The following is a 22236-nucleotide window of genomic DNA, read 5'->3' as shown; positions in this document are numbered from 1 at the left end:
CATGCCCCTATTTGCCTGGCCTCGCCCCAGACGGTTGGTCCGGGGCGCTCCCAGATGGCCTCAGATGGCCTTACAGCAGCTCGTCTACCTGCTGGTTTACTACTTTGCCCTCATGTCCTCTGGTGTCATGTCCCACGCAGCGAGCCTTTCCGAAGCCTCCCTTGCGGATCCCGCCCTCTCTGCGAGCGGCGTCTCGTCCCTCGCGCGCGGCCGCAGCCGCTCGTCCCTCGTCCTCTCGTACCTGCCGATGACGAGGTCGGAGGCCCGCGAAGCCTCCGAGGCGGCGCGGGCGAGCGCGGATGGGTCGTCCCTGATCTCGTCCAGCCACGACCTGAGATACGCCGCGTGGTTCTGCGTCCAGGTCTGCACCGACCCTCCCTTCGCCACAGCCGACATGTCGAGCCCGGCGTCCGCGGCGGAGAAGGCGCTGCCAAGCTCCGCGACCAGCTCCTCGAACGCGTAGGACTCGTGGTCGGTCGGGAGCGGCCTGCCGAGCTCTCCCGCGGTCGAGTGGCACATTTCATGCATGAGCGTCCTGCAGAAGCCCTCGGCCGACTCGAACTGCCCGCGCAGCGGCATGGTGATTGCGTCCTCCGCGGGGGCGTAGAAGGCGTCGTCGCTCCTCGTCTCCCTCACGGGGCACCTCGACGACGCGACGAGGTCGTCGGCGACCCTCCAGGGCTGCGACCTCGGGTCCGACGCATGCGGCACAGGGAGTGGCGGGACGCCCTCAACCTGGCTCGCGTTGAAGACCCAGGCTCCTCTTCCCCTCAGGAACTTCTCTCCGCAGACGTCCCCCTCGGTGATCTTCCCCGTCGAGACGAGCTCGAGTGCCCTTTGGACCGTCACGACCGACTGCCTCCCCGCGCGCACGATGCGCACGTACCAGCTCCAGAACTCCACCGTTGCCTGCGCCCGCTCGCCGCGCCGCACGTGCCAGCCCGCCTCGCGCGCCTGGTTGTACGTGATCCACCTGGGATCATCGAATCCGCAGCGTGCGGACGCGGCGGCGAGGGAGAGCCTGTTGATGCCCCTGTATCGCGCGCCGGTCGCGGCGTTCCTCGCTGACCAGCACCTCTCCCATCCCGCGTACCACGAGAGGCCTTCCTCCTCCATCGCCCTAGCCAGCGACTCGACGAGCCTCGCCCGCCCCTCGGCGAGCGTGTCCTTGCCCTTCTCCCCGCGCATCTCTTCCTCCCTGTGGAAGACGGGGCGGCCCCTTCGGGACCGCCCACTGTGCCGTGCCTATTCCTCTCCACACCCGTCGGCGAGCCCGGCCGCCCTGCATAGCGCGAGGGCAGCGACTGCCGTCGCCCCGTTGAGCACGCCGAGGACGAACCAGGCGAGGCCTCCCAACTGGCTACTCATCGTCCTCGCCTCCTCCCAGCGGGTCGGGTCCGCTCTCTGGTCCGCGCTCGATGCGCATCTCGGACTCGTCGTGGGCTTCGTGGCGTCTCAGCGCCCTCGCGCCCGCGAGGGAGAGCCCGGCGGCGGCGCAGAGCCCCGCGATGGGGGCAACCGGGATGCCAGCATCACCGGTCTTCGGCAGACCCTCGCCGCCCTTGCTCTCCTCCTCATTCGGGGTCTCGGGCGGGGCCTCGGTGATGGACACCGTCTGCCCCTCGTCCTCGAGGTCGGCGTGCGTGGCCACGGTTTTCCCCTCGTGCGTGATCGTCTCGAAGGCGACCACGTCGCGACCCGCGAGCGAGCTCCCGTCGAACTCGAACGTGACGTCCGTGCTGCCCGACGTCGCGTCGGCCGTGAAGGTGGCGCTCGCCGTGACGGGCGTGCCGTCGGCGTCCCTGACGGGTTCGCCGGTCTCGCCGTCGACCAGGGTGCCGTTCACCGTGTACTCGCGGCCCGCGACGAGCCCGAACCACTCGACCCTGTCGGTGATCCTCACCCGCTCCGAGGCCGTGGCCTCGTGGTCGCCGTCGTCGGCGTCGGTCGCCGTCGTGTGGATGCCGGGGAGGCTCACGGTCTGCCCCTCGTCGGAGAGGTCCGCGTGCACGGCGACCACCTTGCCGTCGCGCGAGAGCTCCTCCGTGCAGACGAGGCTCCCTCCCTCGAGGCCGGTGCCGTCCACGTCGAACGCGACCTCTGCGGTGCCGGTGGCCGACTCGGGCGCGATCTCCGCCTCCGCGGTCGCGAGCTCCTTGCCGGAGTCGCGGTCCACGAGCCTGCCCGTCAGCCTGTAGGTGGCGCCGGGAACGAGGTTCGAGTACGCCACGGTGTCCGTGACCTTCTGCCCCGGTGCCGCGTCGATGACCTTGTCGCCGTCGGAGGCGTCGCAGGCGGTCGTGCGGATGCCCGGGAACGTGACCGTCTGGCCCTGGTCCGAGAGGTCCGCGTGCGCCGCGTACTCCCTTCCCCCGAGCGAGAGCGTCTCGAACGCGACCACCGTGCGCCCCGCCAGGGCGGACCCGTCGAAGCTGAAGGTGACCTCGGCAGTGCCGGACCCGGACTCCGGCGTGAGCCTGGTGGTTGAGGTCACGGCCCTGCCGTCCGCCCCTGTCACGGCCTCGCCGGTCTCTCGGTCCATGAGCGTGCCGGTCAGCTCGTACTCCCTGCCTGGGACGAGGTTCTCGTAGGCGACCTCATCGGTGATGGTGACGTCGCCGTCCGCGGCGGCCTCGTGGGATCCGTCCTCCGCGTCCGTCGCCGTGGTTCCGATGCGGGGGAAGAGCACGGTCTGGCCCCCGTCGTCGACGTCGGCGTGCGCGGCCACCGTGGTCCCGCCCTGGGACAGCTCCTCGAAGGCCACGACGGAGCGGCCCGCGAGCCCCGAGGCGTCGAGCTCGAACGTGACCTTCGCCTTCCCGCTCGAGAGCTTGGGGACGAGCTTCGTCTTCGCGGTGACGGGACTCCCGTCCCCATCCGTTACCGCCTCGCCGGTCCCGCGGTCCACGAGGGTGCCTGTCAGCTCGTACTCCTGGCTCGGGACGAGGTTCTCGTAGGCGACCTCGTCGGTGAGGGTGACCTTCCCGGCCGCCTCGGCGAGGTGCTCTCCGCCCTCGCCGGTGAGCGTGGTGGCGATGCGCGGGCCCTCGTCGTCGTCCATGGTGCCCAGGTCTACGGTCGTGGCGTCGCGCGATACCGTGACGGTCATGCTGACGAGCCTGAGGCCCTCGTTGGCGGAGCAGCGGAGCTCCTCCACCGTGTAGGTGTCGTAGGGCAGCGCCCCCTTCGAGTCGTCGGGGGCCGTGTCCTTGCCCGTGGCGCCGCTGAACCATACGCCCGCCGAGGCGTCCCAGGAGCCCTCCGCCGCCGAGTCGTTGGCGTTGGTGCGGCTCGTATGGGCGTTCCAGGAGGCCGCGGTGCCAGCCTGGCCGTTCTCGTCGGTGACGATCACGTGAGACTCGCCCGTGGTGGCAGAGGTGATCCGGAACGGGACCCCCGAGAGGCGCCGCATGCTCCCGGACTCCGCCTTCACGAGCTCGAGGTCGCCCCGGCGTACCTGCTCGGATACGGTCGGCGCGGCGTAGGTCGAGACGCGCTCGGAGGTGCCCTCGGCGGTCACGTGCGTCACGAAGGTCCCGACCGAGGCCTTGTAGCCCTCTGGTGCCCTGGTCTCCCGTATGGCGACGGTGCCCAGGGGGACGACGGCGTTCCCGGACGCGTCGCGGTAGAGCTCGTCGCCCGTGGCGGACGAGAGGTCCGCGGTGCCGTCCTCGCCCGTGGTCACGGTCCAGGTGCGCGTTGCGTCCTCGGGGAGGTCTCCCTCGTCGTACTGACCCGCGTAGAAGCGGACCTCGAACTCCGCGCCCGCGAGGCTGGCGGCGCCGAGAGGGGAGGCCTCGCCCGTCTCGGCGTCGGCCTTGGCGAGCACGAGACCGAGGGGGTTCGTCTGCGGCGCGTCCGTCGCCGTGGCCTTCGTCGTCCTGCCCGCCTCCACGGAGAGCGCGATCACGTCCTGCGAGAGCGCGTACCCGCTCGCCGGGGTGGTCTCCCTCGCCCAGTAGCTCCCGGCGCGCAGGCCCTCGACCGAGCCTCGGCCGTCGGCGTCCGTGGTGATCGTCGCGACTGCCTGCGTGCACGCCTCGTCCGAATAGACGGTGTACACGGCTCCGGCGAGCGAGTAGCTGCCGTTGCCGTCGGTCACCTCGTGGTTCGACGAGGACTTCACAAGCTCCACGCCGCCGGTGGGGACCGACGTGAGCAGCATCCGCTGCCTGTCCGTGGTCGCGAACCATACCGTGCCGCACCGCAGGCTCGCCCCGCCCGACGCCTCGTAGGCCTCCGCCTCGCGGCAGAGGGCGACGCCGAGCTCGTACAGGTCGAGCTTCTCGGCGGAAAGCCCCTGCTTGCCTAGGTCGTAGCCCCGGTGGTACCAGATGGCCATCTGGGTGACGGCGCGCGCCTCGCCGGCCGAGAGCGCCCTGCCCCCGATGGTGGTCTGGTTCGGGTATCCGTTGGCGACGATGTAGCCGAGGACGGTGTCGGCATCGCCCTCGCACGTGTATGTGACCTTCCCGAGCCCGGGGCCCTCGAGCTCCCCGTCCATGCAGTAGGCCACGCCGGATGCCGACGCGTCATCGGTTCGCTGGTAGGCTCCGAACGTCTTCGCACTGAACGGTCCCACGTCGCCCGACGTGTCGTTGTAGAAGTAGGCCGTGTCGCCCGTCGCCGCGTGCGCGACCGTGGGCGCGAGCGCCCCCAGCAGCTGGCCCAGCACGAGCGCGACCGAGAGCGCCAGGGCCTGCATGCGCCTCGCCCCTCCGTCGCGTCTCCACGCCTTCAGGGCGCGACGGGCCGACCGGGCCCTCACCTTCATGGTTTTCATCTCTTCTCCTATCTTTCCTGTGGGTTGGTGGCGCCTGGTCTCCCGATCGCCTCGGAGGCGGCCCGCGCGCCCTGCGCCCGCTCAGAGAGCCCATCCGTGCCGTCGTCCCGGGCCTCCGTTCGGTCGCGCCCGTTCTGCTCGTACCACCTGCGCCGCGACTCGACGAGCGCCAGCCTGAGCCTCGCGGGGTCGACCTCCGCGAATTCCCTCTGGCTGCCGCCCTCTCCGTCCGGCATCGGGCTGCCGTCCGCGTCGAGGACGTCCCGGCTGAGCCTCACGACCCTTCCGGCGGGCAGCGGCACGTCCCTCCAGTGCTCGTCGTGGTACTTGGAGTGGTTCGGCTCGACGTACCTCGGGTGGAACTGCCAGCCGCCGTAGTCGGTGCCGTCGACCACGGTCCCGCTGGGGAGGGTCACGGTGTTGAGGACCCTCTCCTCGCCCGTCTCGCGGTCTGCGTACTCCGCCCTCCGCACGAACCTCTCGTGGAACGAGAGCCAGACGCGCCCCCTTCGCTTGCCTTCCGGACCTTCCATGTCCTTCCTCCTGTTCTCCTGCCTCCGGGGCCTGCCCCGGCCGATTGGCTCTGCTCGGCTACCCGCCCAGGACGTCCCTGGCCCAGGAGCCGCTCTTCGTGAGCGAGAGGATCAGCAGCACGCACATCGCGAGGTACTGGAGCGCGTAGCTGAGGCCCCCGACCACGGTGTCGACGGCGGCGCCCGCGCCGGCGCTCGCCGCGTTGAGCCCTCCCAGCACGACCGGGAAGGCGATGAGGGTGACGGTGATGATGAGGCCGGCGAGGCACACGGAGGCGAAGCTCCTGAGGTACGCGACGCCCGCCTGGCGCGTGTCCTCGAGCCCCAGCAGAGAAAGAGGGATCGGGCTGAGGGCAGCCATGAGGTAGAGCTGGATGGCGCGGGCCCACGAGACGACGAGCGCCACCACGTAGGCGACGATGACCACGACCCAGCTCACGAGCGCGACGACGATCATCGCGACCAGGGCGGGGACGCTGTCCTCGGTGGTGACGATCGAGACCTTTGCGAGGTCCATCGCGCCGCCGGACCCGAATGCCGAGGTCGTCCTCGTTATCGCTAGCCGCGCCACCTCGTAGACCGCGCGCATGAGCTCGAAGGAGTTCTGCACCAGGAAGAGGCAGACGGCGAAGAACACGAGCAGGAAGACGACCTCCCGCACGGCCGGCATCGAGGCGTTGCCGTCCATGCGCTGGGAGAGGTGGATGAGCTGGACCGTGAAGACCATGCTCAGGACCCCGCAGCCGATGGGCAGGACCGCCGTCTTCCACACGCCGCGGGCGATGTCGAAGAGGGTCACCTCGCCCGCCGTCCCCAGCATCCTGTCGAAGGGCTTCGAGAGGACGCCGTCGACGCCTATAGAGGCCAGCACCTTGGCCTGGGCGTCGAAGATCCAGTTGCAGGTGTCCCGGAGGACCCCGCACATCCACGAGTTGATGTCGTCGCCGATGGACGCCCACGCGGGACGCGGCACGAGGAGGGCGATGCCGACGGCGAGCGCCGTCGCCATGGCGAGGCGGAACGCGCGCCTTGTCGTGGTCCCGTCCATGGCTAGCCCGTCACCGAGAAGGCGCCGTCGGCCCACGTGACCGAGAGGATCGTCCTCCCCGGGTCGTCGCAGGTGAAGGTGGCCGTGACCGAGCCCGTCCTCGTGTCGAGGTACACCTCTCCGTCGAACGCGGCCTCCGAGGCGCCGGGGACGTGCTCGGACGCCCAGAGGGAGACGGCGAGGTCGAGCGCGTCCTCGCTGCCGCCCACGAGCGAGAGGTAGGCGTCGTCCACGTCCGTCACCCTCACCTCGCCGTCCCTGGGGGCAGGCACCCAGTCGAAGGCGGTCTGGAGCTGCTCGCAGGTGAGCCTCTCGTCGTCCCCCTCGCCCTCGATGGTGACGGTGGCCTGCACAACGGTCCCGTCGGCGCGGGTGACCGCGAGCCCGCAGCTGCCATCGCCGTCGGATGTGACAACGTAGGAGGACGTGTACGTGTCGGTGCCGTCCGTCTCGACGAGCCTGCCGCCCGACGCGGTCATCCTGAGCGACGCGTCCTCGGCGCCCATCCACTCGCGCGACTCGAGCTCGGCGGCGCAGGACGTCGCCTCCTCGGCGGCAGCGCCCGCTCCTCCCTCCTCGGCGTCCCCGGAGGATCCCGTCCCGGGGACCACCTCGACCCATGCCGTGGACCCCCCGGCATCCCGCGGGTCCGAGCCGGCCGTCGGCTCGCTGGTTCCCGCGCAGGACCGCGCGGCCCCGGCCCCCAGCGCGACCGCGACGGCGCCCGCCGCCACCGCTGCTACTGCCCTGTGCCTCTTCTCCATCCTTCTTTCCCTCTCTGCTAGAACCTGACCGCGCACGTGAAGCGTCCGATGCCGGTTCCCACGCGCACGTGGTCCCCAGGCTGCGGCGCGTGTATGTAGGAGTCGCCCCCGACGTAGATGGCGACGTGGCCCGGCTTCCAGAGGATGTCGCCCGGCTCCGCCTGCGAGAGCGGGACCCTCGTCCCCGCCCTCATCTGCGCCTCGCTCTGGTGTGGTATCCGGATCCCCGCCTGCGCGTAGCACCACTGCGTGAGCCCGGAGCAGTCGAGCGCCTTGTAGGGCGTCGACCCTCCCCAGACGTAGGGCGTGCCGAGCTGCGACTGCGCCGCGGCGACGATGGTCGCCCCCTTGCCCGAGGCCGCGCCCGCGGGCCCGGCCTCCCTGAGCTCGTCGGCGCTCATCGAGTCGAACCGCCGGAGGCCGTAGGCGTCCATGGCCGCCTTGAGCGAGTCCACGTAGGAGGAGGACGTCGCGTAGCCGGCGTCCTTGAGGCCCTCCGCCATGAGGTCCGAGTCGCGTCCCTCGATCGCCCGGCGGATCTTCTCGTTGCCCGCGTACCTCTCCGACTGCAGCAGCACGCGAGAGCGGAAGCGTATGCAGTCCTCGCAGGACCTGAACCTCGTGAAGGCGTCCACGACGGTTACCGGGGTACCGCCGTACTCCTCCCGCGTCTGCCATGACTCCTTGCCCGCGACCTCGGGGCAGGAGGCGAAGCTCGAAGCCCACTTGATGCCGAATAGGTTGTTGTCCCTCGTCGCGAGCCCCGAGAGGTGGTCGCCTGCGCCCGACTCGACGATGATCTGGGCGAGCGTGCAGCCCGCCGGGTGCCCGTACTCCTCCTGACACTCGAGGGCCGTGAGGACCATCGAGTAGGTGACGTAGGGAGGGAGCCCTTCCACCGAGGCCCGCCTCGAGGCCTCGTTGTCCCAGAACCCGAAGAGCGAACCTATCGCCTGCGAGAGCGTCGCCGCCACAAGCACCGCGACGACCGCTCCGGCGAGGATGCCGGCTACGGGGACGGCGGCGGGCGCGCCCGCCGCGTACGCAGCCGCCCTGTCGGCGGGGGCCGGTGTCGTGCCTGCTGCCGTGCCCTGTGCGGCCATGCGCGTGGGCGCATCGCCTCTCGCACGTCCTCCGCGTCGCGCCGCACGGCGCGCCCTTGGAGATCCGGGTCGGGACGCGGCCCTCCCGTCGAGCGCGGAGAGCCTGGACCGCGCGCCGTGGCGTCGGGGTGCCTCTGACGCCGAGGCGACCGTCCGAGGCGCTGCCTCGCCCTCTTTGGTTTCGCGGGCGCACTGCACCGTCGTCGCTGCCATCTGCGGGTCGGCACCCTCCACCGGGCCCGAGGGCGCCGGAGGCCGTCCCTGGCACCCCTCGCCGCCCTCGGCTGCCCGAACGCCCCACCTGCCCGTCGCGAGCGACGTGCGCCGGGCCCTCGCGAGCATCGGTCGTGATGCCATGGAGGCAGGACGCGAGAGCGCGTCCGTCCCAAGCTCCTCGTCGGACTCGCCGAACGCGTCGCGCGACGCCGTGCCGGACGCGCGGCGCAGCCTGGCTGCCCGTCCCATCGCTGCCGCCCGGCGGCCCTTGAGCTCCGACAGGGCGGCGTCGCCCTCGTCGTGCGCGATGCCGGCGCTCACGGCGTCCGTGCGCCCCTCGAACGCGACCGAGGAGGCGTCCGCCACCTCGCGCGCTACGGCGCCGCCGCCCGCCTTTCCCTGTCGGGCGCTCACCTCTCCGCCTTCCGAGTCGTCGCCTTCCTGCGGCGCCGCTTCGGCGCCTGCTCGCTCGGCTTCGTGTTGAAGAGGTCGTAGAGCGCGCCCCTGGGGAAGTCGTCCTTGATGGGGACGCGCGCGCCGCCGGCGACGAGGAGCCCCTCGCCCGGCTTGATCGACTCGTCGATGTAGCGCGACTCCTGCTCGGAGAGCCCAAGGAGGTCGACCCACGCCCTGCGGTCCACAGGCGACTGCTTGTGGAGGAGGATGAAGTCCGAGTTGAGGACCATGTTCCTGGCCTCCTCGTGCTCCAGCATGTAGACCGAGTTCTGCGTGATGCCCGTGGCGACGAGGCCGAACTTGCGCCCCTCGGCCCAGAACCGCGAGAAGTACGAGACGATGGCAGGGTGCTCGAAGAGCGACTGGACCTCGTCGATGTAGAGCCACGTGGTGACGCCCCGCTCGTAGTTCGAGTACATGCGGTTCCGCACGGACTCGAGCGCCGTGAGCATGCCGAAGGTCCTGAGGTTAGAGGTGAGGTCCCTGAGGTCGATGTCGACGATCCGGTTCGAGAGGTCGACGTCAGACTCGTGGCTGAAGAACGACTGCGCTCCCACGGCGTAGCGCTCGTAGCGAAGAGCGATGTCCCGCGCCTCGCGCTCCTCCTGCGCGAGCAGCTTCTCGTAGAGGTCTCCGAGCGTGGGGGTCCCGCCGTCCCCGGAGCGGCCCTCGTAGCACGCCTCGACGCAGCGAGCGATGATGGACTTGTCCGCCTCGGGGAGCCCCTGGCTCCCCTCGGACATGGTCGCGGCCGAGAGCGCGAGGAAGGCGTCGATCTTGAACGCCCGCTGGGCGCTCGGGCTGAGGTCCGCCACGTCGGTGAGGTCGAAGGGGTTGAGGTGCGAGTCGGAGTCCGGCCCGAGCCTTATGGTGGTCCCGCCGCACGGCTCCGTCACAGCGGAGTACTCCCCGGCGGGGTCGAAGATGATCACCTGGTCGGTGGGATACGCGAGGATCGTGTTGAGGATCTCGCGCTTCGTCGAGAAGGACTTGCCGCTGCCGGGCTTGCCGGCGACGAACCCCATGGGGCTCGCGAGGCTGCGCCTGTTGCAGATCACCAGGTTCGAGCTCTCCTTGTTCTGTCCGTAGTAGCCGCCGCCCTCCTGGTTGAGCTCCTGCGTGGCGAAGGGCATCTGGATCGCCACCTCCGCGGTGGTCATCATCCTGCCGACCTCCACGCGGTTGGCGCCGAGAGGGAGCACCGAGTTGAGCCCCTCCCTCTGCCGGTAGTCGAGCGTCCCGACGTCGATCGAGTTCGACCGCGCCGTGCGCATTATCTGCTCGACCTGGTTGCGCAGCGCGTCGCGGGTGTCCGCGTAGGTGTACACGAGCCCCGTGTATCGGAAGAGCCGCTGGTTCTTATTCTGGAGGTGGTCGAGGAGGTCCTCTGCCTCGGCCTTCGAGTACTTGAGCTCCGAGGGCAGGATGTCGAAGTCGTAGCCGCGCTTCACGGCGGTCATCTGCTCGTCGATGATCTCCTTGTCCATCCACGCCAGCCGCTTCTTCACGAAGGCAATCGCGCGCGACTTGTCCATGCCCCTCACGTGCAGGCTCACCGCGAGCGGGATGGGCAGGTCCACGATCTCGGCCACGCACCGGTCCGAGAGCTCAGAGCCGAACGAGCGGAACGCGAGCGTCTGGCACCACTTGCCGTCGATCCTGAGGCACGTCGCGGAGCCCTCGGGCTTCGCCTCGATGCAGTTGGGGCACGCGAGGTCCTTCGCGCGCAGCCCTGAGGTCGCCCCGAGGGCCTCCCACCCAGCGGCGGGAGGGTTGCCAGGGCGCAGCAGCTCCGCTATCGCGCGCAGGCGAGCCGGGCCGTCGAGCGGCATGGCGTCGCAGCGTATCCTCTGGAGCGACTGCGTCACATCACCGCGGATGCGCGCGAGCCTGGGCACGGCCGACTCCACGTCCCTCGCCCCCACGGAGAACGTGATGTAGCGGGAGCGCACGAGGTTGGAGACCCCCTCGCGCATCTTGTCGTTGAGGATGCGGTTGTACTCCTCGGCGAGCGCGGCGGTCCTGCCGCTCTCCGCGAAGAACGAGCGGTGCCCAATCTCCTCGGCGGGGATGGGCGTGTTCACGACCGAGAGCTGGAGCGCCACGTCCTCGCCGATGGAGTCGAAGAGCTGGCACCACGCCGAGAAGACGGACTCCTTCGCCTCCCTGCGGGCGCTCTGGTAGCTGATGTCGGAGAACTCGAGGGTCTGCGAGAAGAGGCCGGGGTCCACCTCGCAGATGCCGTCCGCCCACAGCGAGTCGAAGCCGACCGCGCCGTACACGTCACGCGCCGCGCGCAGCGACCTCCTGCGAGCGGCTGCCCTCTCGCTCGCCTCGCGGTCGTGCTCCCTGAGGTCGCGCTCGGCTGAGCCCCCGCCGGATATCATCAGTGAGAGCCTCTCCCAGGGGCCCGCCTTGGGGCCGCTACCGCCCTGCTTCCCTGCTCGGCTCACGGAGCTCCGCCCCCTTCCTCCTAGAGTTCCTCCTGTGCCTCCTGGTCGTCCTCTGCGCCATCGGCTCCGGCGGCGCCGCGAGCAGGCACGACGTCCCGTACGCGAGCACCCCGTCCCAGGTTGCGTGCTCCCAGAGCATGGGGGCAAACTCCTCCGCCCTCATCCCGTGCGGCCGCCAGAAGCCCAGCAGCCAGAACGGCAGGGACGCGCACATGACCGGCAGGCTCGCGTCGGCGGGCTCCACGCCGAGCGCCGCATAGAGCGCGGAGGCCGTCGCCACCGAGGCGGCGAGGCCGCCCGCGACGCACAGCAGCGTCCTCAGGCTGAGCTTGCCTACGACCTTCTCCTGGTACTCGCCTATGTCCTTGTGGACCGCGACCGAGAGCGACGCCATGGCAGCCCCCTAGGCCGGGAGCCAGGACGTGTCGAGCATCCCGAAGTAGACCGAGGCGGCGATGATGATCGCCCCGCCCGCGATGGTCGATATGGCGCTCGCGATCTGCGCGCCGCCCTGCTGCTCGCGTATCGCGAGGCCCAGGCTCACGGCGCCCCACACGACGAGGAACCCGCCGAGGAACGAGACGCAGCCCGAGACGAGCTTGATGATTTGGTTGAGCAACTTGCCCTCCGAAGCGTAGGGGTCCATGGTGGCGGCGTTGTCTCGGCCCGGCGCCGCCGCCGACTCGCCGGGCCGCCCGGTCATTTCATCGCGACCACCCCCCGCGCCACGCAGGGTGCCTCCTGGGGTCGTACTTCCTGTCCATCACCGGGTCCGCGCCGGCGATGAGCACGATGGCCTTGCGCCTGTCGAGCCGCGCGAGCTCGGAGGGCTGTATGAGGTCTCGCTCCGCGGCCTGCCTGCTCTGCGTGGAGCTGCTCGAGGAGCCCCTGCTCTCGCTCGCGCCGATGACCGAGACGGTCTGCTTGCCGACCTTCTCGGAGATCCCCCTGTTCGTCTCGTTGGAGTTGCCGCCCAGGAAGAGGGTCGTGTCGCAGCAGTCCACGATCGTCTGCGCAGACTCCCCGTAGCGGGCCTTCAGCTGCGAGAGCGACTGGAGGATGACCGAGACGCCGATGTTCCTAGAGCGGACGACGGCGATGGTGCGCTCGAAGTCCGGGAGCCTCCCGATGTTCGCGAACTCGTCGAGCACGAGGTGGACCGGGGTCGGGAGCGACCCGCCGTGCACCCTGAGCGCCCGCTCGCAGAGCAGGTTCGTCGCCTGCCAGACGAGGAGCGCCAGGAGGAACGAGAACGTCCCGTTCGTGTCCGACGTCGTGGCGAAGATGGCGACCCTGCGGCCAGGCTCGCCCATGAGGTCGATCCCGAGGTCGTCGCCCGAGAGGACGCGCCGGATCTCCTCGCCGCCGAGCGGGGCGAGGCGCGCGTTGCAGCTGATGATTATCGACTTGAGCGTCCTGCCGGCGGCGACCCTGAAGGCCCGGTAGCGGCCGAGCGCGAAGTCGTCCTCCGGCGCGAGCGGTTCCGCGACCCTGACCCACGCCACGCGGGTGCCGCCCGTAAACGAGCGCGCGCCCTCCTGGCGGGGACCCTCCTCCCCGGCGACGCACCGCTTTCCGGTCTCGAGCTCGTCGAAGAGCACGTCGAGCGGGCTCTTGTAGCCCTCGTCCCCCTCGCTCGCCGACGCAAGCGAGAGGAGCGTCATGAGCCCCGGAAGGTTCCTGTCCGCCTCCGGGCAGTGCCATACGAGGTAGGCGACGAGAGCGCTGTACAGGAGCCTCTCGGCGTTCTCCCAGAACGGGTCCGCCGAGGACGCGCCCTCCCTCGTGGTGTTTGCGATGATGCAGTCGACGACCTCGAGCACGTCCTGCTGCGTCCGCACGTAGGCGAGCGGGTTGTAGCGGGCGGAGCGGCCGAAGTCCACGGTGTCGATCCTCGCGACCTCGTAGCCGGCGGCGCGCAGCGCCGGGCCCAGCTCTGCCTCGAGCGTCCCCTTGGGGTCCGTCACCAGGAGGCTCGCGTTCATCTGGAGGACGTTGGGGATCACGTAGGAGCGGGTCTTGCCGGACCCGGACCCGCCGATCACCAGGACGTTCCGGTTGCGCTCGAACCTGGGGTCGTGGTCTGCCCTCGACATTGCGAGGGACACGCGACGCGTCAGGATGATGTTGTTCGCGGGGTCCCTGCGGTCCGCGAAGGCCCTTGCCTCCCTGGGGCTCGCCCACCTCGCGCTGCCATGCTCCTCGCCGCTCCTGTGCTCCCCAGCGAGCGAGAGCCTCCTCGCCCAGCAGAGCCACACGCCCGCGGCGCAGGCGAGCCCTACGGCGAGCGGCAGCGGCTCCGCGCTCGGCGCCGCGTTCCCGGCGAGCACGCTCGCAAGCGCCTCCCGCGCCGCCAGCCCTGGGTCGGTGGGCGCGCCCGCGGGGGCTGCCGCCGTGGCGACGTCGCCGATCGCGAACGCGGCCGCCGAGAGCCCTGCCGCAACCACGGCGCCAGCGCCGCGCGCCCTCACTTCGACCTCGTCTCAGCGCGGTTCTGCTCCGGCGCGCGGCCGCGCTCCGCGTCGTGCGACTGGACATCGGATGCCCTTCTCGCGCGCTCCGCCCTGTCCTTGAGGGGCTCCCTGTCGCGGTCCGCGGCGCGGGACCTGTCGTCCCGCACCTGCTCCTGGCGCATCCGCTCCGCCGCCCTGCTCGCCGCTTCCTTTGTGTCGGAGACGAGCTGGTCGAAGGCGGACGCCACCGCCGGGGCGTCCGCCGTCTTGAAGACGAGCCAGGGCGTGCCGCCGTCCTCCGTCATCCCGTGCCATATGTCGTTGGCGGCGAGCTTGGCGTCCACCGCCGAGACTATCCTCTGGCCGTCCTCGAGCGCGGCGAACTCGGACATGTCGAGACGGGCGAACCTCGCGTCGGTCCGTGCCGCCTGCGGGGCTCCGCCCGATGGCCCGGGCTTCGCGCCTATGGCGTCCCTGGCGTTCTCCAGAGCGGCCTCGAGGCGCCCTATCGCGTCCTCGACGGCGCGCTGCCCCGCAGCCCCGCCGCCGCGGCGGTACCCCTCCATGCCGAGTCGGAGCGCCCAGTCGAATATCTGCCGGCCGGCGTCGTCGCCGAAGTCGTCTGCCATGTCCCCTCCATGGCGGGCGGCTCGTGGACGGGCCGGCTCGCGCGGCCTGTCTCTCTCGTCGTATGCTGGGTGCCGGTTGCGGCCCGCCGCCTACGATTCAATGCGAGGCGGCTGTCCGTATGGGCCGCGTTGTCCGCGGTGGCCGGCTAAGTACCTGCTGCCGGGCCTCTGAATTGCTAGCATCTTATGGCAGGCAGGTTTGGCGCTACCGGAACCGCCGCTTTATATACGCGCCGCGGACCTCGCCCAAGGGTTCCGAGTGCTCGATTACTGGGAGCGTCTCATGGAGTGGATAGGAATCGATTCTCAGATGGCCGCAGACGCCATGATGGAGCGTCTCGACGGAATGCACGACTGGTACGTCTCGGGGTTTTCATACGACCCGTTGGGCAGGGCTGGCGGTACGGATTTGAGTCTAGGCCGCTTCAAGACCGAGACGGACTCGCTCGTAGTCGGCTTCAGGTACGATTCGGAATCGCGCGACGGGGTGTACCCAGAGTTCGAGATGATGTTCCAGGAGGTGTACCAGCTCTCCTTCTCCTCCAACAGAGACCCCGACCCGATATACGAGGCAACGCTCAGGAAATCAATCCAAGGGGTCTGGATCTTTGCGGATGACTCGGGACTCACCGACAAGGAGATGGACGACGAGCGAAGCTGCCTGGGATGCTTCTGGGTTCGCTGCGGTGCCGTGTTCTGGCGTCCCCTTACCTTTCCAGATGCCGAGGACTGGTAGTACCAATGTGGTAGGGAGAGCTTTGCAGAAGACAGCCAGAGCTCTGTGTCGAAAGTAGACTTAGAGCTGAACTACTTCCGATACTTCGGGCCATCACGATAGGCCCAGTTCTCATACATGATGCGCATGCCATCGATCCGGCCCAGAGCAAGGTCTCAGCGACATGGGCCAATATGCCTAACTACACCAAGGTTATCAAGTTCGCAACGGCATGATAAGGTCTTGGTTGGGCTTAAGGCTGACCCCGCAGACATGCGGTGATTGAGGAGGAATGTACCTTGGGTGTGCGTTTTCGGAAGAGCGTCAACTTGGGCGGAGGATTCCGCGTCAACGTCAGCAAGAGCGGCATCGGGTACAGCTGGGGCACGAAGGGCTACCGCTACACGAAGACAGCGAAGGGCTCCTCGCGACGGACGTACTCGATACCGGGCACTGGGCTCTCGTACGTCAGCGAGAGCGGCAAGAGTAAGCGCCCGAGCTCAGAGAGCCACGCCCGTGGAGCAAGCCATTCGCAGCAGGCGGAGGTTTCGAACGCCGTAAGCACGGAGAGCGTGAATGCTGGCGACTACCAGCCGGCGGAGTACGAGGAGCTGCTGGCCCAGATGAGGAAGGCGCAGAGGCTCGATTACCTCAGCTCTTGGCTGATCGCGACGATAATCCTCGCAGCCCTCCCGCCCTTCATCCTCACGGCGTTCGCTGGCGCCGTTCTCAAGATTGTCGTCCGCTCGAAGATGAGGGTACCGATGGAGTACTCGTTCGACGACGAGTCACGGGCCGCCTATGTAGACCTCTCCGCGATCTGGATGAGCCTAAACAAGAATAACAGGTTCTGGCAGACGGTCTCCGAGACCAGCCTGGACAGGAAGACGAGCGGCGGGGCGGCGCGCGGCGTCAAGAGGATTCCGGCCAGGGCAACCAACAAGCTGCCGTTCTTCGTGGAGTCCAACGTTCAGCCGTTCGGCCTGAAGCTGCGCAAGCAGCGCGTCTACTTCCTGCCCGACAAGGTCCTCGTCGTCGCGAGGACAGACGTGGGCGCCATCAGCTATGCGGACCTCGACATGGACTTTGGCATGTCACACTTCGTGGAGACGGACTCTGTCCCCAAGGATGCGAAGGTCATAGGGCAGACGTGGCTCAAGGTGAACAAGAACGGGACACCCGACAAACGCTTCAAGAACAACAAGCAGGTGCCTATCTGTGAATACGGAAGCGTGCTCGTGACGTCGAATTCGGGTCTGCACATCGAGCTGATGTGCTCCAACAGCAACACGGTCAGCGAGATGCGCACATCTGCGAAAAAGTTTGAGACTTTCCTACGGTAAAGCAGATCACCGACATGAGACAGTGAGGAATGGAGCAGCAACTTCAGATGAATCTGAGGCTGCTTTCATAAACGTTGGGCTTTGAATGGGCCCTGTGTCACAAACGGTGACACAGGGCCAATTTCTGCTGGCAGATGTCAATCCGCCTGTTGCACAAGCTCTTCTCTGTGGTTCACTGAACAACGGACAGGAACATCGACAAGCCGCTACCTGAAATTGTCGAGCTTTGATCGTTTCGCAACATCACATGTCCTTTGCATAGTCTGCATCCCAAGAGGTTTCCAGGCGTCCCCCCTCAGGTCCGGCCCCGAGAGCGTCACGTCGGCGCACATCGCGGCGATTCGAGAGACTATCGCAGCCGCAGTCTCCGCCTCGCCGGTCGACGCGAGCCTTGCCCTCAGCTGTCCCAGCGTGTACTGCGACGTGATGACGGTCGGCCTCATTCCCTCGTATCTCGCGTTGACGATGGTGAACAGCGTCATGAGCGACCACCTCGAGCTCGACTCCTTGCCCAGGTCGTCGAGGACGAGCATCTCGCACGAGGCGTACCTCTCGAGCGCCCTTTTGCTCGAGCCTCCTCCGTCGAAGGTCTCCCTGATGTTCGAGAAGATCGCGATAGCGGAGGTGAAGACGGTCCTCAGACCACGGTCCGAGGCGGCGATCGCGACCGCCGCGGCGTTGTGGGTCTTCCCCGTGCCGACCGGACCGTGGATGAAGAGCCCGTCAGAGGTGGACCCGGAGATCGCGTCCGCATAGGCGATGCACTGGGCCTCGGTCGGCGCCGCACGGCGAAACCTGAGCGGGATGCCCGACCTATCGAGCCTTCGCTCCCTCTCCATCGCCCTCTCTTCCAGGATCCTCTGCTCCTCCTCCATCCTCTCGCGCACGGACCCGTCGCATTCGCAGGGCTCGTGCGACACCCAGGCAATGCTGCCGAAGACGGGGATTCCGAGCGGTCGGAGCTGCCTCCCGCAGTGCGCGCACCTCACGGGAGGCGGTGCCTCCCGTGCGAAGCCCCGTGCAATCGCCTCCTCGGGCGTTATGAGTACCTGCGGGCGCGTCTCCCTTCCGTCACGTCCCGTGTCCGCGTGGAAATCGCCCATCGAGCCCACGATGCCCACCCCCTCTAGGAACTCTCCTATGAGATTCGTTCTAATCGTCTTTTCTATCTATATAGGGGCGGACATTCTGTCCGCCATCATGGCCAGGATGTCCGGAGTCACGGACAAATTGTCCGCCCCCGGGCGCCCTCGCGGACAATTTGTCCGCGTCGGCCCCGCGCTCCACGAGCTGAATCGCGTCCCTGACTGCCTCCCTGCGCAGGACGAACGCCCTGCCCCTCGCGCACTGCGCGGGGCAGTCCGCCTCGGCTATGAGGTCCCTCGAGAGGAGGCTTCCCAGGGACCTTCTGACCTGCCTCTCTGACATGTTCAGGAACTCCGCGCAGCTCTCGGCCGACTCGAAGTAGGCGCCGGTATCCTCCTGGCAGAAGCTGAAGACCCTGGCGTAGACGAGGAGGTCGGACCCACGAAGCCCCAGCCCCTCCGTCATGAACCGATACACCGTTGCGAACTCGCCGGCCGAGTGCCCCCGCATCACGCTTGGCCCGTCTGCTTCTTCGCGGCATCGCGTACGAGCTGAGAGTTCGACTCGAGCCAGTCCATGAGGTCCTCGCGGTGTATGAAGCAGTTCCTCTGCTGCCCGAACAGGATGCGGAAGGGGAGCGGGTCATCCTCGCGATGCGCCAGCTCCCTGATCGTCCTCTCGCTGATGTGCAGGAGGCGGGACACCTCCTCGACGGAGTAGTACTCCTTGTAGAGTACGGCGCTGCGGCTGCCTTTGATTCCACGCGAGCTTGTGGTCTGTCTCATCTCTGATCAGCTCCATTCGAGACGCCGCGCGAGACCGACCGCAGACGGGAACCGGGCCTATTTGCCATCCATGCCGAGCCAGCAGGACATCCTGCTGTCCCTGCCGAGCGTTCTCATGAGCTCCGTCCTGTCGATGCGCCATTGGTTGCCGACTTTGACGGCGGGAATCTTGCGGTCTATGCAGAGCCGCCTGACCGTCCTGGCGGAGACCCGCAGGATCCTTGCCGCCTCGTCCGCCGATATCATGTCCAGGTTGCTTCCGATTTCCCGACGAATCATCCGAACCCCCTTGCCCCTACTAGGCAGCGAGGATACGAGGTGACGGCACGCCCCTTCAGGACGGGCCCGCGGCCAACCTTCCGTAAGCTTCCACAACGGCGGCCTGCGCACAAAACGCACGACGCCGCTCCCAAAGGCGGCGTCATTGGTCCAGCATCCCGACCAGCTGGGCGATCTTCCTCGGCGAGTAGTACCAGTTGTGGCCGAACTTCTTTGCTGGGATCTGCCCGTTATGGACCATGCGCAGGACCTGGCGCTCGCACAGCCCTAGGTACCGCGAGACCTCCTGCGTGCTGAGCGGTCGGTTCATCTGGGAGAGGTCTGGTGTCTGCTCTTCCTGCATGCGTGTCGCCTTCCCTCATCTGGTGTCACCTCCCATCCTCCGATGGAGCGTGACGCCCTTGGGTTACCTGACGGTTCGTATGCTATCCGCTGGTGTCGGCACCTCTGGCCGCGTTGGCCGACCTGTCCCCACTGTCCGTATCGGCCGCAATGGCCCGGAGTTCCCCCAGGGCGCCACGATTCCTACACATGCGCCCAACTCCGAGGATACCCAAGGCCGGCTGAAAGTTCGTATGCTGCGAGCATAGTCGCGGACATTTGTCTCCAGGCGAGCACCCTTGCGGAACCGAGGGGCCGAAGGACGGGCGGATTACACGCGTGAAGGCCAGCGGGAGGGGTTTCTAGGGCAGACGAATCGGCACATTACTGATGCGATGATCTTGCACGAAGACGCGTACCGCGACCGTTCACCGAACAGTTTCTCACGGCGAGAGAAAAGACAAAAATGGACTTCAAAAGAAACGAGGGACACGGTTTGCAGTACGTAAATAGTACGTCAAATAGTACGTATAAGAAAAAAGGTCAGAGGCTTAAGCCTCTGACCTGCGGTTTCGTGGTCGGGTGGACTGGATTCGAACCAGCGACCCCTTGACCCCCAGTCAAGTGCGCTACCAAGCTGCGCCACCACCCGTAAATGCGAACCATCGCCCGCGCAAGTAAGAACTCTAACACGGAGTCGCCGGAGCTTCAACCACAATTATGAGGAAACAGGGATTTGATTGGTCTTTGCTCCACTCCCGCAGTTGTTCTCGCACGTCTCGCCCACTCGAATTACGCACGGTCGAAGTTCAAGTTTGTGGATTGCTGGGCTTTTGCTCATCTCAGCTCTTACCGTGCGTAGTTCGGACATCTGTCGAGGTGCCAGGTTTGGTGAACCTCTGGCGTCCCACCAACGAACAGTTTGCTGCATATCTGCATGGGGCTGTGGTAGTTACCGCAACGGACGATAAGCCGATAGCTGCAACCGATGAGCAACCGATAGGACAATCATCGGACAATAAACCAAGCGATACGACCGATAGACAACCGATCGCAACCGATAGACAACCGATAGGGAGTCCCAGATTGTGTCTTATCTCGCGAAGCAATGGCCATCGGGTGTGGCCGAAGTTGCCGACCTCCTTGGGTTGAGCAAGGATCGTACCCGCGCGATTCTCCATGGCCTCACAGAGACAGGTCTTATCCGGAAGCTGGGAGACAAGCGCTACACACGCTATGTCGTGACTGGTGATGCGCGATGAGGCTCAAGTTCAAGGTACAACAGTACCGCATAGCATGGCTTCGCGCTCCGCAACGGCAAGCCGATTTAGCCGGCCACCGCGGACAACGCGGTCCATGTGGATAGCCATCTCGCATTGAACCGTAGGTGGCGAGTAGTTTGGCGTCGGACAATAAAGTCAATTAATTGGACAATAAAGCGGGTGTCAGCCCGGGAGGAGAAGGCCCTGCTTGCTCTGCTTTCGGAGGACTCCTCCATCACCCAGACGAAGATGACGGAGTCCCGCGGCCCGTCGAGAATCACCCTGGGAGCCTGTGCCGCATCGTCGCCCTCTATCGCACCTGCCAGGGGAAGTACTGGATCGCCACGTTGCCCTCGCGCACCTCAAGGTGCTCCCCGCAGAAGTCACCTGCCATCCGGTGTACTCCGCTGACCCTACTCGCTAGGATGCTGTGGTACGCGTGAGCAACCTGAGCCGGCATGTCCCTTCCAAGAGATACATCGAGTTTATGCCGCACTCGTTGATGTGCCAGGTGCGGTATGCAATCTCGGTTATCGTCGGGACGTCTGGCATACTCCTCGCCTCCCAAGCGCCTATTCCCGCAGATGGTGTTGGCTGTCTCCCTACGCGGAGGTGAGCTTGAGTCCAATCACGCAGGCAACCAGCCCACTGGCAAAGGCGACCTGCAGCGGCGTGGCGCCCTCCTCGCCAAAGATGGCGGAGTAGGCAAAGGCCAGGGTTGCCCCAATGCCAACCCACACCGAGTACGCCACGCCCAGGGGAATGTCTCTGACGGCGTGCGAGAGCCCCAGCATGCTCTCAGGGCCATGGCAACGAAGAAGACGATTGTGGGGACGGGGCGCGAAAACCCGCAGACTTGTCGAGCGCGGCAGCCCACACGCACTCGAGGACGCCGGAACCAACGAGAATTGCCCAAGACATGGTGAAACCTCCTGACGAGAGGGAAGCGGATGTGCTGCCGTTTTTCCTTCCTGGTACGGCAGTGCTCGTCAGGATCCAAGAGCGTCGGATGCGGGCATTCTACCATGGCTTGTCGGTTGCGGGGGTGCTGACGTTGCTTGTCTGCTGAGTCGTGAACGACCTCTATTTGCAACTACATTTATCTGGCCGCTATACACGTAGACAGTCTTTTGCCGTCTCGGAGTCGCACCCCACTGTTGTGAACCCAGAATGGGAGATACTGCTGTCGAGTTGACGCTGCCCTCTGGTAGGTGAAAAGTGCGGGGTCATGAATCAAGGAAAGAAAGGGCTGATGCGATGGATGAGGATTTGAGGCAAAAGCTGAAGTCGTATTTCTCCGCCCCTGCAGACGCTTCGGTAACAATTAAGTTTGCCGGTTGGACCGATGACGACTTCATAAAGCTGGATGCCCTTGGGCTCCTGGAGCCACGCACACCAGAGGAATGTGAGAAATACTACGAGAATCGCAGCGAATGTATGGGCGAGTAGGTAAACAGCGGGCTTGACGACAACCTGCTAAGGATCTTCTTAATCCTTGGGGAAACAACTGGCGCAGTGGTTAACGCGACACATATTGATGACCGCATCGTATTGAATCGTAGACGGTGGTGCGCAATCGCTATCCAGCAAACCATGAGATTAGTAAGTCGTGTGATTTGCCTCTTCAAGAGGCTCACGTTATGAGGGATATGGCGGACGCTCTTAGCGTCAACGCCAGCCAGCCGATATCTGTCTATGCAGTATCTCTAATGAGTGGGTGTATCGCCGTAGCAGCGATGTACCGGGCAGTGTTCCATAACGAAGGCACTCGGTCGAGTTTTCGGTGTTGGTTGTACCCCGATTCCTGGAACAACTCCTTTGGAGACACGGTTCTGAGGCTCGAGCCCCTCGCCAAAGACAAGCACGCTTACATGGTCCAAATGTAGCCCGTCCTACGTCAATTTGTGGGTGTCGGTCATAATCTTGCTTACGCTGATGAAGGGTGATGAGGGAGTCGAGGCGATCGAACAAGACACCGATCTCGACTTGTTCTTTGATGCTCGGCAT

General features: G+C 66.6%; 23 protein-coding genes and 1 tRNA gene. 4 read left to right on the top strand and 20 right to left on the bottom strand.

Annotated elements, in window-relative coordinates; translation table 11 throughout:
• Positions 1-99 precede the first annotated feature (99 nt).
• From AUL39_RS08760 to AUL39_RS08710, 12 genes are all read right to left on the bottom strand, one after another.
• The gene (locus tag AUL39_RS08760; protein WP_059055404.1) at positions 100-1188 is read right to left on the bottom strand and encodes an ArdC family protein; all 1089 of its coding nucleotides are present in this window, start codon (positions 1186-1188) and stop codon (positions 100-102) included.
• Between the two features lie 57 nt (positions 1189-1245).
• On the bottom strand, positions 1246-1368 hold the full coding sequence (locus AUL39_RS11570) for a hypothetical protein (RefSeq protein ID WP_268233403.1): 123 nt from the start codon (positions 1366-1368) through the stop codon (positions 1246-1248).
• On the bottom strand, positions 1361-4783 hold the full coding sequence (locus tag AUL39_RS08755) for a VaFE repeat-containing surface-anchored protein (protein ID WP_082667346.1): 3423 nt from the start codon (positions 4781-4783) through the stop codon (positions 1361-1363). Before AUL39_RS08755 ends, AUL39_RS11570 begins: the two co-directional genes overlap by 8 nt.
• 8 nt (positions 4784-4791) lie before the next feature.
• Positions 4792-5316, bottom strand: coding sequence for a hypothetical protein (locus AUL39_RS08750; protein WP_059055400.1), 525 nt, complete (start codon positions 5314-5316; stop codon positions 4792-4794).
• 58 nt (positions 5317-5374) lie between these two features.
• Complete coding sequence (locus tag AUL39_RS08745) at positions 5375-6289, bottom strand: conjugal transfer protein TrbL (RefSeq protein ID WP_235810820.1); 915 nt, start codon at positions 6287-6289, stop codon at positions 5375-5377.
• Between the two features lie 77 nt (positions 6290-6366).
• Entirely contained in the window at positions 6367-6975 is a 609-nt protein-coding gene (locus AUL39_RS08740; protein ID WP_153001611.1) for a hypothetical protein, read from the bottom strand.
• A gap of 170 nt (positions 6976-7145) precedes the next feature.
• A complete protein-coding gene (locus AUL39_RS11480; protein ID WP_235810819.1) occupies positions 7146-8108 on the bottom strand; it encodes a glucosaminidase domain-containing protein in 963 nt (320 codons plus the stop codon).
• Positions 8109-8857: 749 nt separating this feature from the next.
• Positions 8858-11356: a VirB4-like conjugal transfer ATPase, CD1110 family gene (locus AUL39_RS08730; RefSeq protein WP_235810818.1), complete on the bottom strand. Its 2499-nt coding sequence runs from the start codon at positions 11354-11356 to the stop codon at positions 8858-8860.
• The gene (locus AUL39_RS08725; RefSeq protein ID WP_059055392.1) at positions 11328-11750 is read right to left on the bottom strand and encodes a PrgI family protein; all 423 of its coding nucleotides are present in this window, start codon (positions 11748-11750) and stop codon (positions 11328-11330) included. Before AUL39_RS08725 ends, AUL39_RS08730 begins: the two co-directional genes overlap by 29 nt.
• A gap of 9 nt (positions 11751-11759) precedes the next feature.
• A complete protein-coding gene (locus AUL39_RS08720; protein WP_235810817.1) occupies positions 11760-12002 on the bottom strand; it encodes a hypothetical protein in 243 nt (80 codons plus the stop codon).
• A gap of 58 nt (positions 12003-12060) precedes the next feature.
• On the bottom strand, positions 12061-13827 hold the full coding sequence (locus AUL39_RS08715; RefSeq protein WP_059055390.1) for a VirD4-like conjugal transfer protein, CD1115 family: 1767 nt from the start codon (positions 13825-13827) through the stop codon (positions 12061-12063).
• On the bottom strand, positions 13824-14438 hold the full coding sequence (locus AUL39_RS08710) for a hypothetical protein (protein ID WP_059055387.1): 615 nt from the start codon (positions 14436-14438) through the stop codon (positions 13824-13826). Before AUL39_RS08710 ends, AUL39_RS08715 begins: the two co-directional genes overlap by 4 nt.
• A 283-nt stretch (positions 14439-14721) precedes the next feature.
• On the opposite strand from AUL39_RS08710, the gene AUL39_RS08705 reads away from it, so the two are divergent.
• Both AUL39_RS08705 and AUL39_RS08700 read left to right on the top strand, forming a co-directional pair.
• Complete coding sequence (locus AUL39_RS08705; RefSeq protein WP_059055386.1) at positions 14722-15174, top strand: hypothetical protein; 453 nt, start codon at positions 14722-14724, stop codon at positions 15172-15174.
• Positions 15175-15431: 257 nt separating this feature from the next.
• On the top strand, positions 15432-16496 hold the full coding sequence (locus tag AUL39_RS08700; protein WP_201783942.1) for a DUF4236 domain-containing protein: 1065 nt from the start codon (positions 15432-15434) through the stop codon (positions 16494-16496).
• Positions 16497-16702: 206 nt separating this feature from the next.
• Here the strand turns inward: AUL39_RS08700 and AUL39_RS08695 are convergent, their stop codons facing one another.
• The 6 genes from AUL39_RS08695 to AUL39_RS08670 all read right to left on the bottom strand — a co-directional run bounded on the left by AUL39_RS08695 (position 16703) and on the right by AUL39_RS08670 (position 19619).
• Positions 16703-17617: an ATP-binding protein gene (locus tag AUL39_RS08695; protein WP_059055383.1), complete on the bottom strand. Its 915-nt coding sequence runs from the start codon at positions 17615-17617 to the stop codon at positions 16703-16705.
• A gap of 31 nt (positions 17618-17648) precedes the next feature.
• On the bottom strand, positions 17649-18047 hold the full coding sequence (locus AUL39_RS08690; RefSeq protein WP_153001609.1) for a hypothetical protein: 399 nt from the start codon (positions 18045-18047) through the stop codon (positions 17649-17651).
• A gap of 44 nt (positions 18048-18091) precedes the next feature.
• On the bottom strand, positions 18092-18367 hold the full coding sequence (locus AUL39_RS08685; protein WP_059055378.1) for a helix-turn-helix domain-containing protein: 276 nt from the start codon (positions 18365-18367) through the stop codon (positions 18092-18094).
• Positions 18368-18424: 57 nt separating this feature from the next.
• Positions 18425-18646: a helix-turn-helix domain-containing protein gene (locus AUL39_RS08680; protein WP_059055376.1), complete on the bottom strand. Its 222-nt coding sequence runs from the start codon at positions 18644-18646 to the stop codon at positions 18425-18427.
• Positions 18647-18788: 142 nt separating this feature from the next.
• Positions 18789-18989 (bottom strand): helix-turn-helix domain-containing protein, encoded by a 201-nt coding sequence (locus AUL39_RS08675; protein ID WP_059055374.1) that lies wholly within the window; start codon positions 18987-18989, stop codon positions 18789-18791.
• A gap of 553 nt (positions 18990-19542) precedes the next feature.
• Positions 19543-19619: transfer RNA gene (locus AUL39_RS08670), tRNA-Pro, on the bottom strand.
• Between the two features lie 433 nt (positions 19620-20052).
• Between AUL39_RS08670 and AUL39_RS11655 the strand changes: the two genes are divergently transcribed.
• The gene (locus AUL39_RS11655; protein ID WP_153001622.1) at positions 20053-20229 is read left to right on the top strand and encodes a helix-turn-helix domain-containing protein; all 177 of its coding nucleotides are present in this window, start codon (positions 20053-20055) and stop codon (positions 20227-20229) included.
• Positions 20230-20539: 310 nt separating this feature from the next.
• Here AUL39_RS11655 and AUL39_RS11255 read toward each other — a convergent pair whose 3' ends face one another.
• Together AUL39_RS11255 and AUL39_RS11475 are read right to left on the bottom strand one after the other, a co-directional pair.
• Complete coding sequence (locus AUL39_RS11255) at positions 20540-20689, bottom strand: hypothetical protein (protein WP_160327065.1); 150 nt, start codon at positions 20687-20689, stop codon at positions 20540-20542.
• 142 nt (positions 20690-20831) lie between these two features.
• Positions 20832-21023, bottom strand: coding sequence for a DMT family transporter (locus AUL39_RS11475; protein WP_235810816.1), 192 nt, complete (start codon positions 21021-21023; stop codon positions 20832-20834).
• A 463-nt stretch (positions 21024-21486) separates the two neighbouring features.
• Here AUL39_RS11475 and AUL39_RS11250 point away from each other — a divergent pair, with 463 nt between their 5' ends.
• Positions 21487-21678: a hypothetical protein gene (locus tag AUL39_RS11250; protein ID WP_059055372.1), complete on the top strand. Its 192-nt coding sequence runs from the start codon at positions 21487-21489 to the stop codon at positions 21676-21678.
• Positions 21679-22236: the final 558 nt, after the last annotated feature.

The sequence above is a fragment of the Tractidigestivibacter scatoligenes genome (assembly GCF_001494635.1).
Taxonomy (GTDB): Bacteria; Actinomycetota; Coriobacteriia; order Coriobacteriales; family Atopobiaceae; genus Tractidigestivibacter; species Tractidigestivibacter scatoligenes.
The sequence above is the reverse complement of the archived record's forward strand: the minus strand, read 5'-3'. Positions and strand labels throughout refer to the sequence as shown.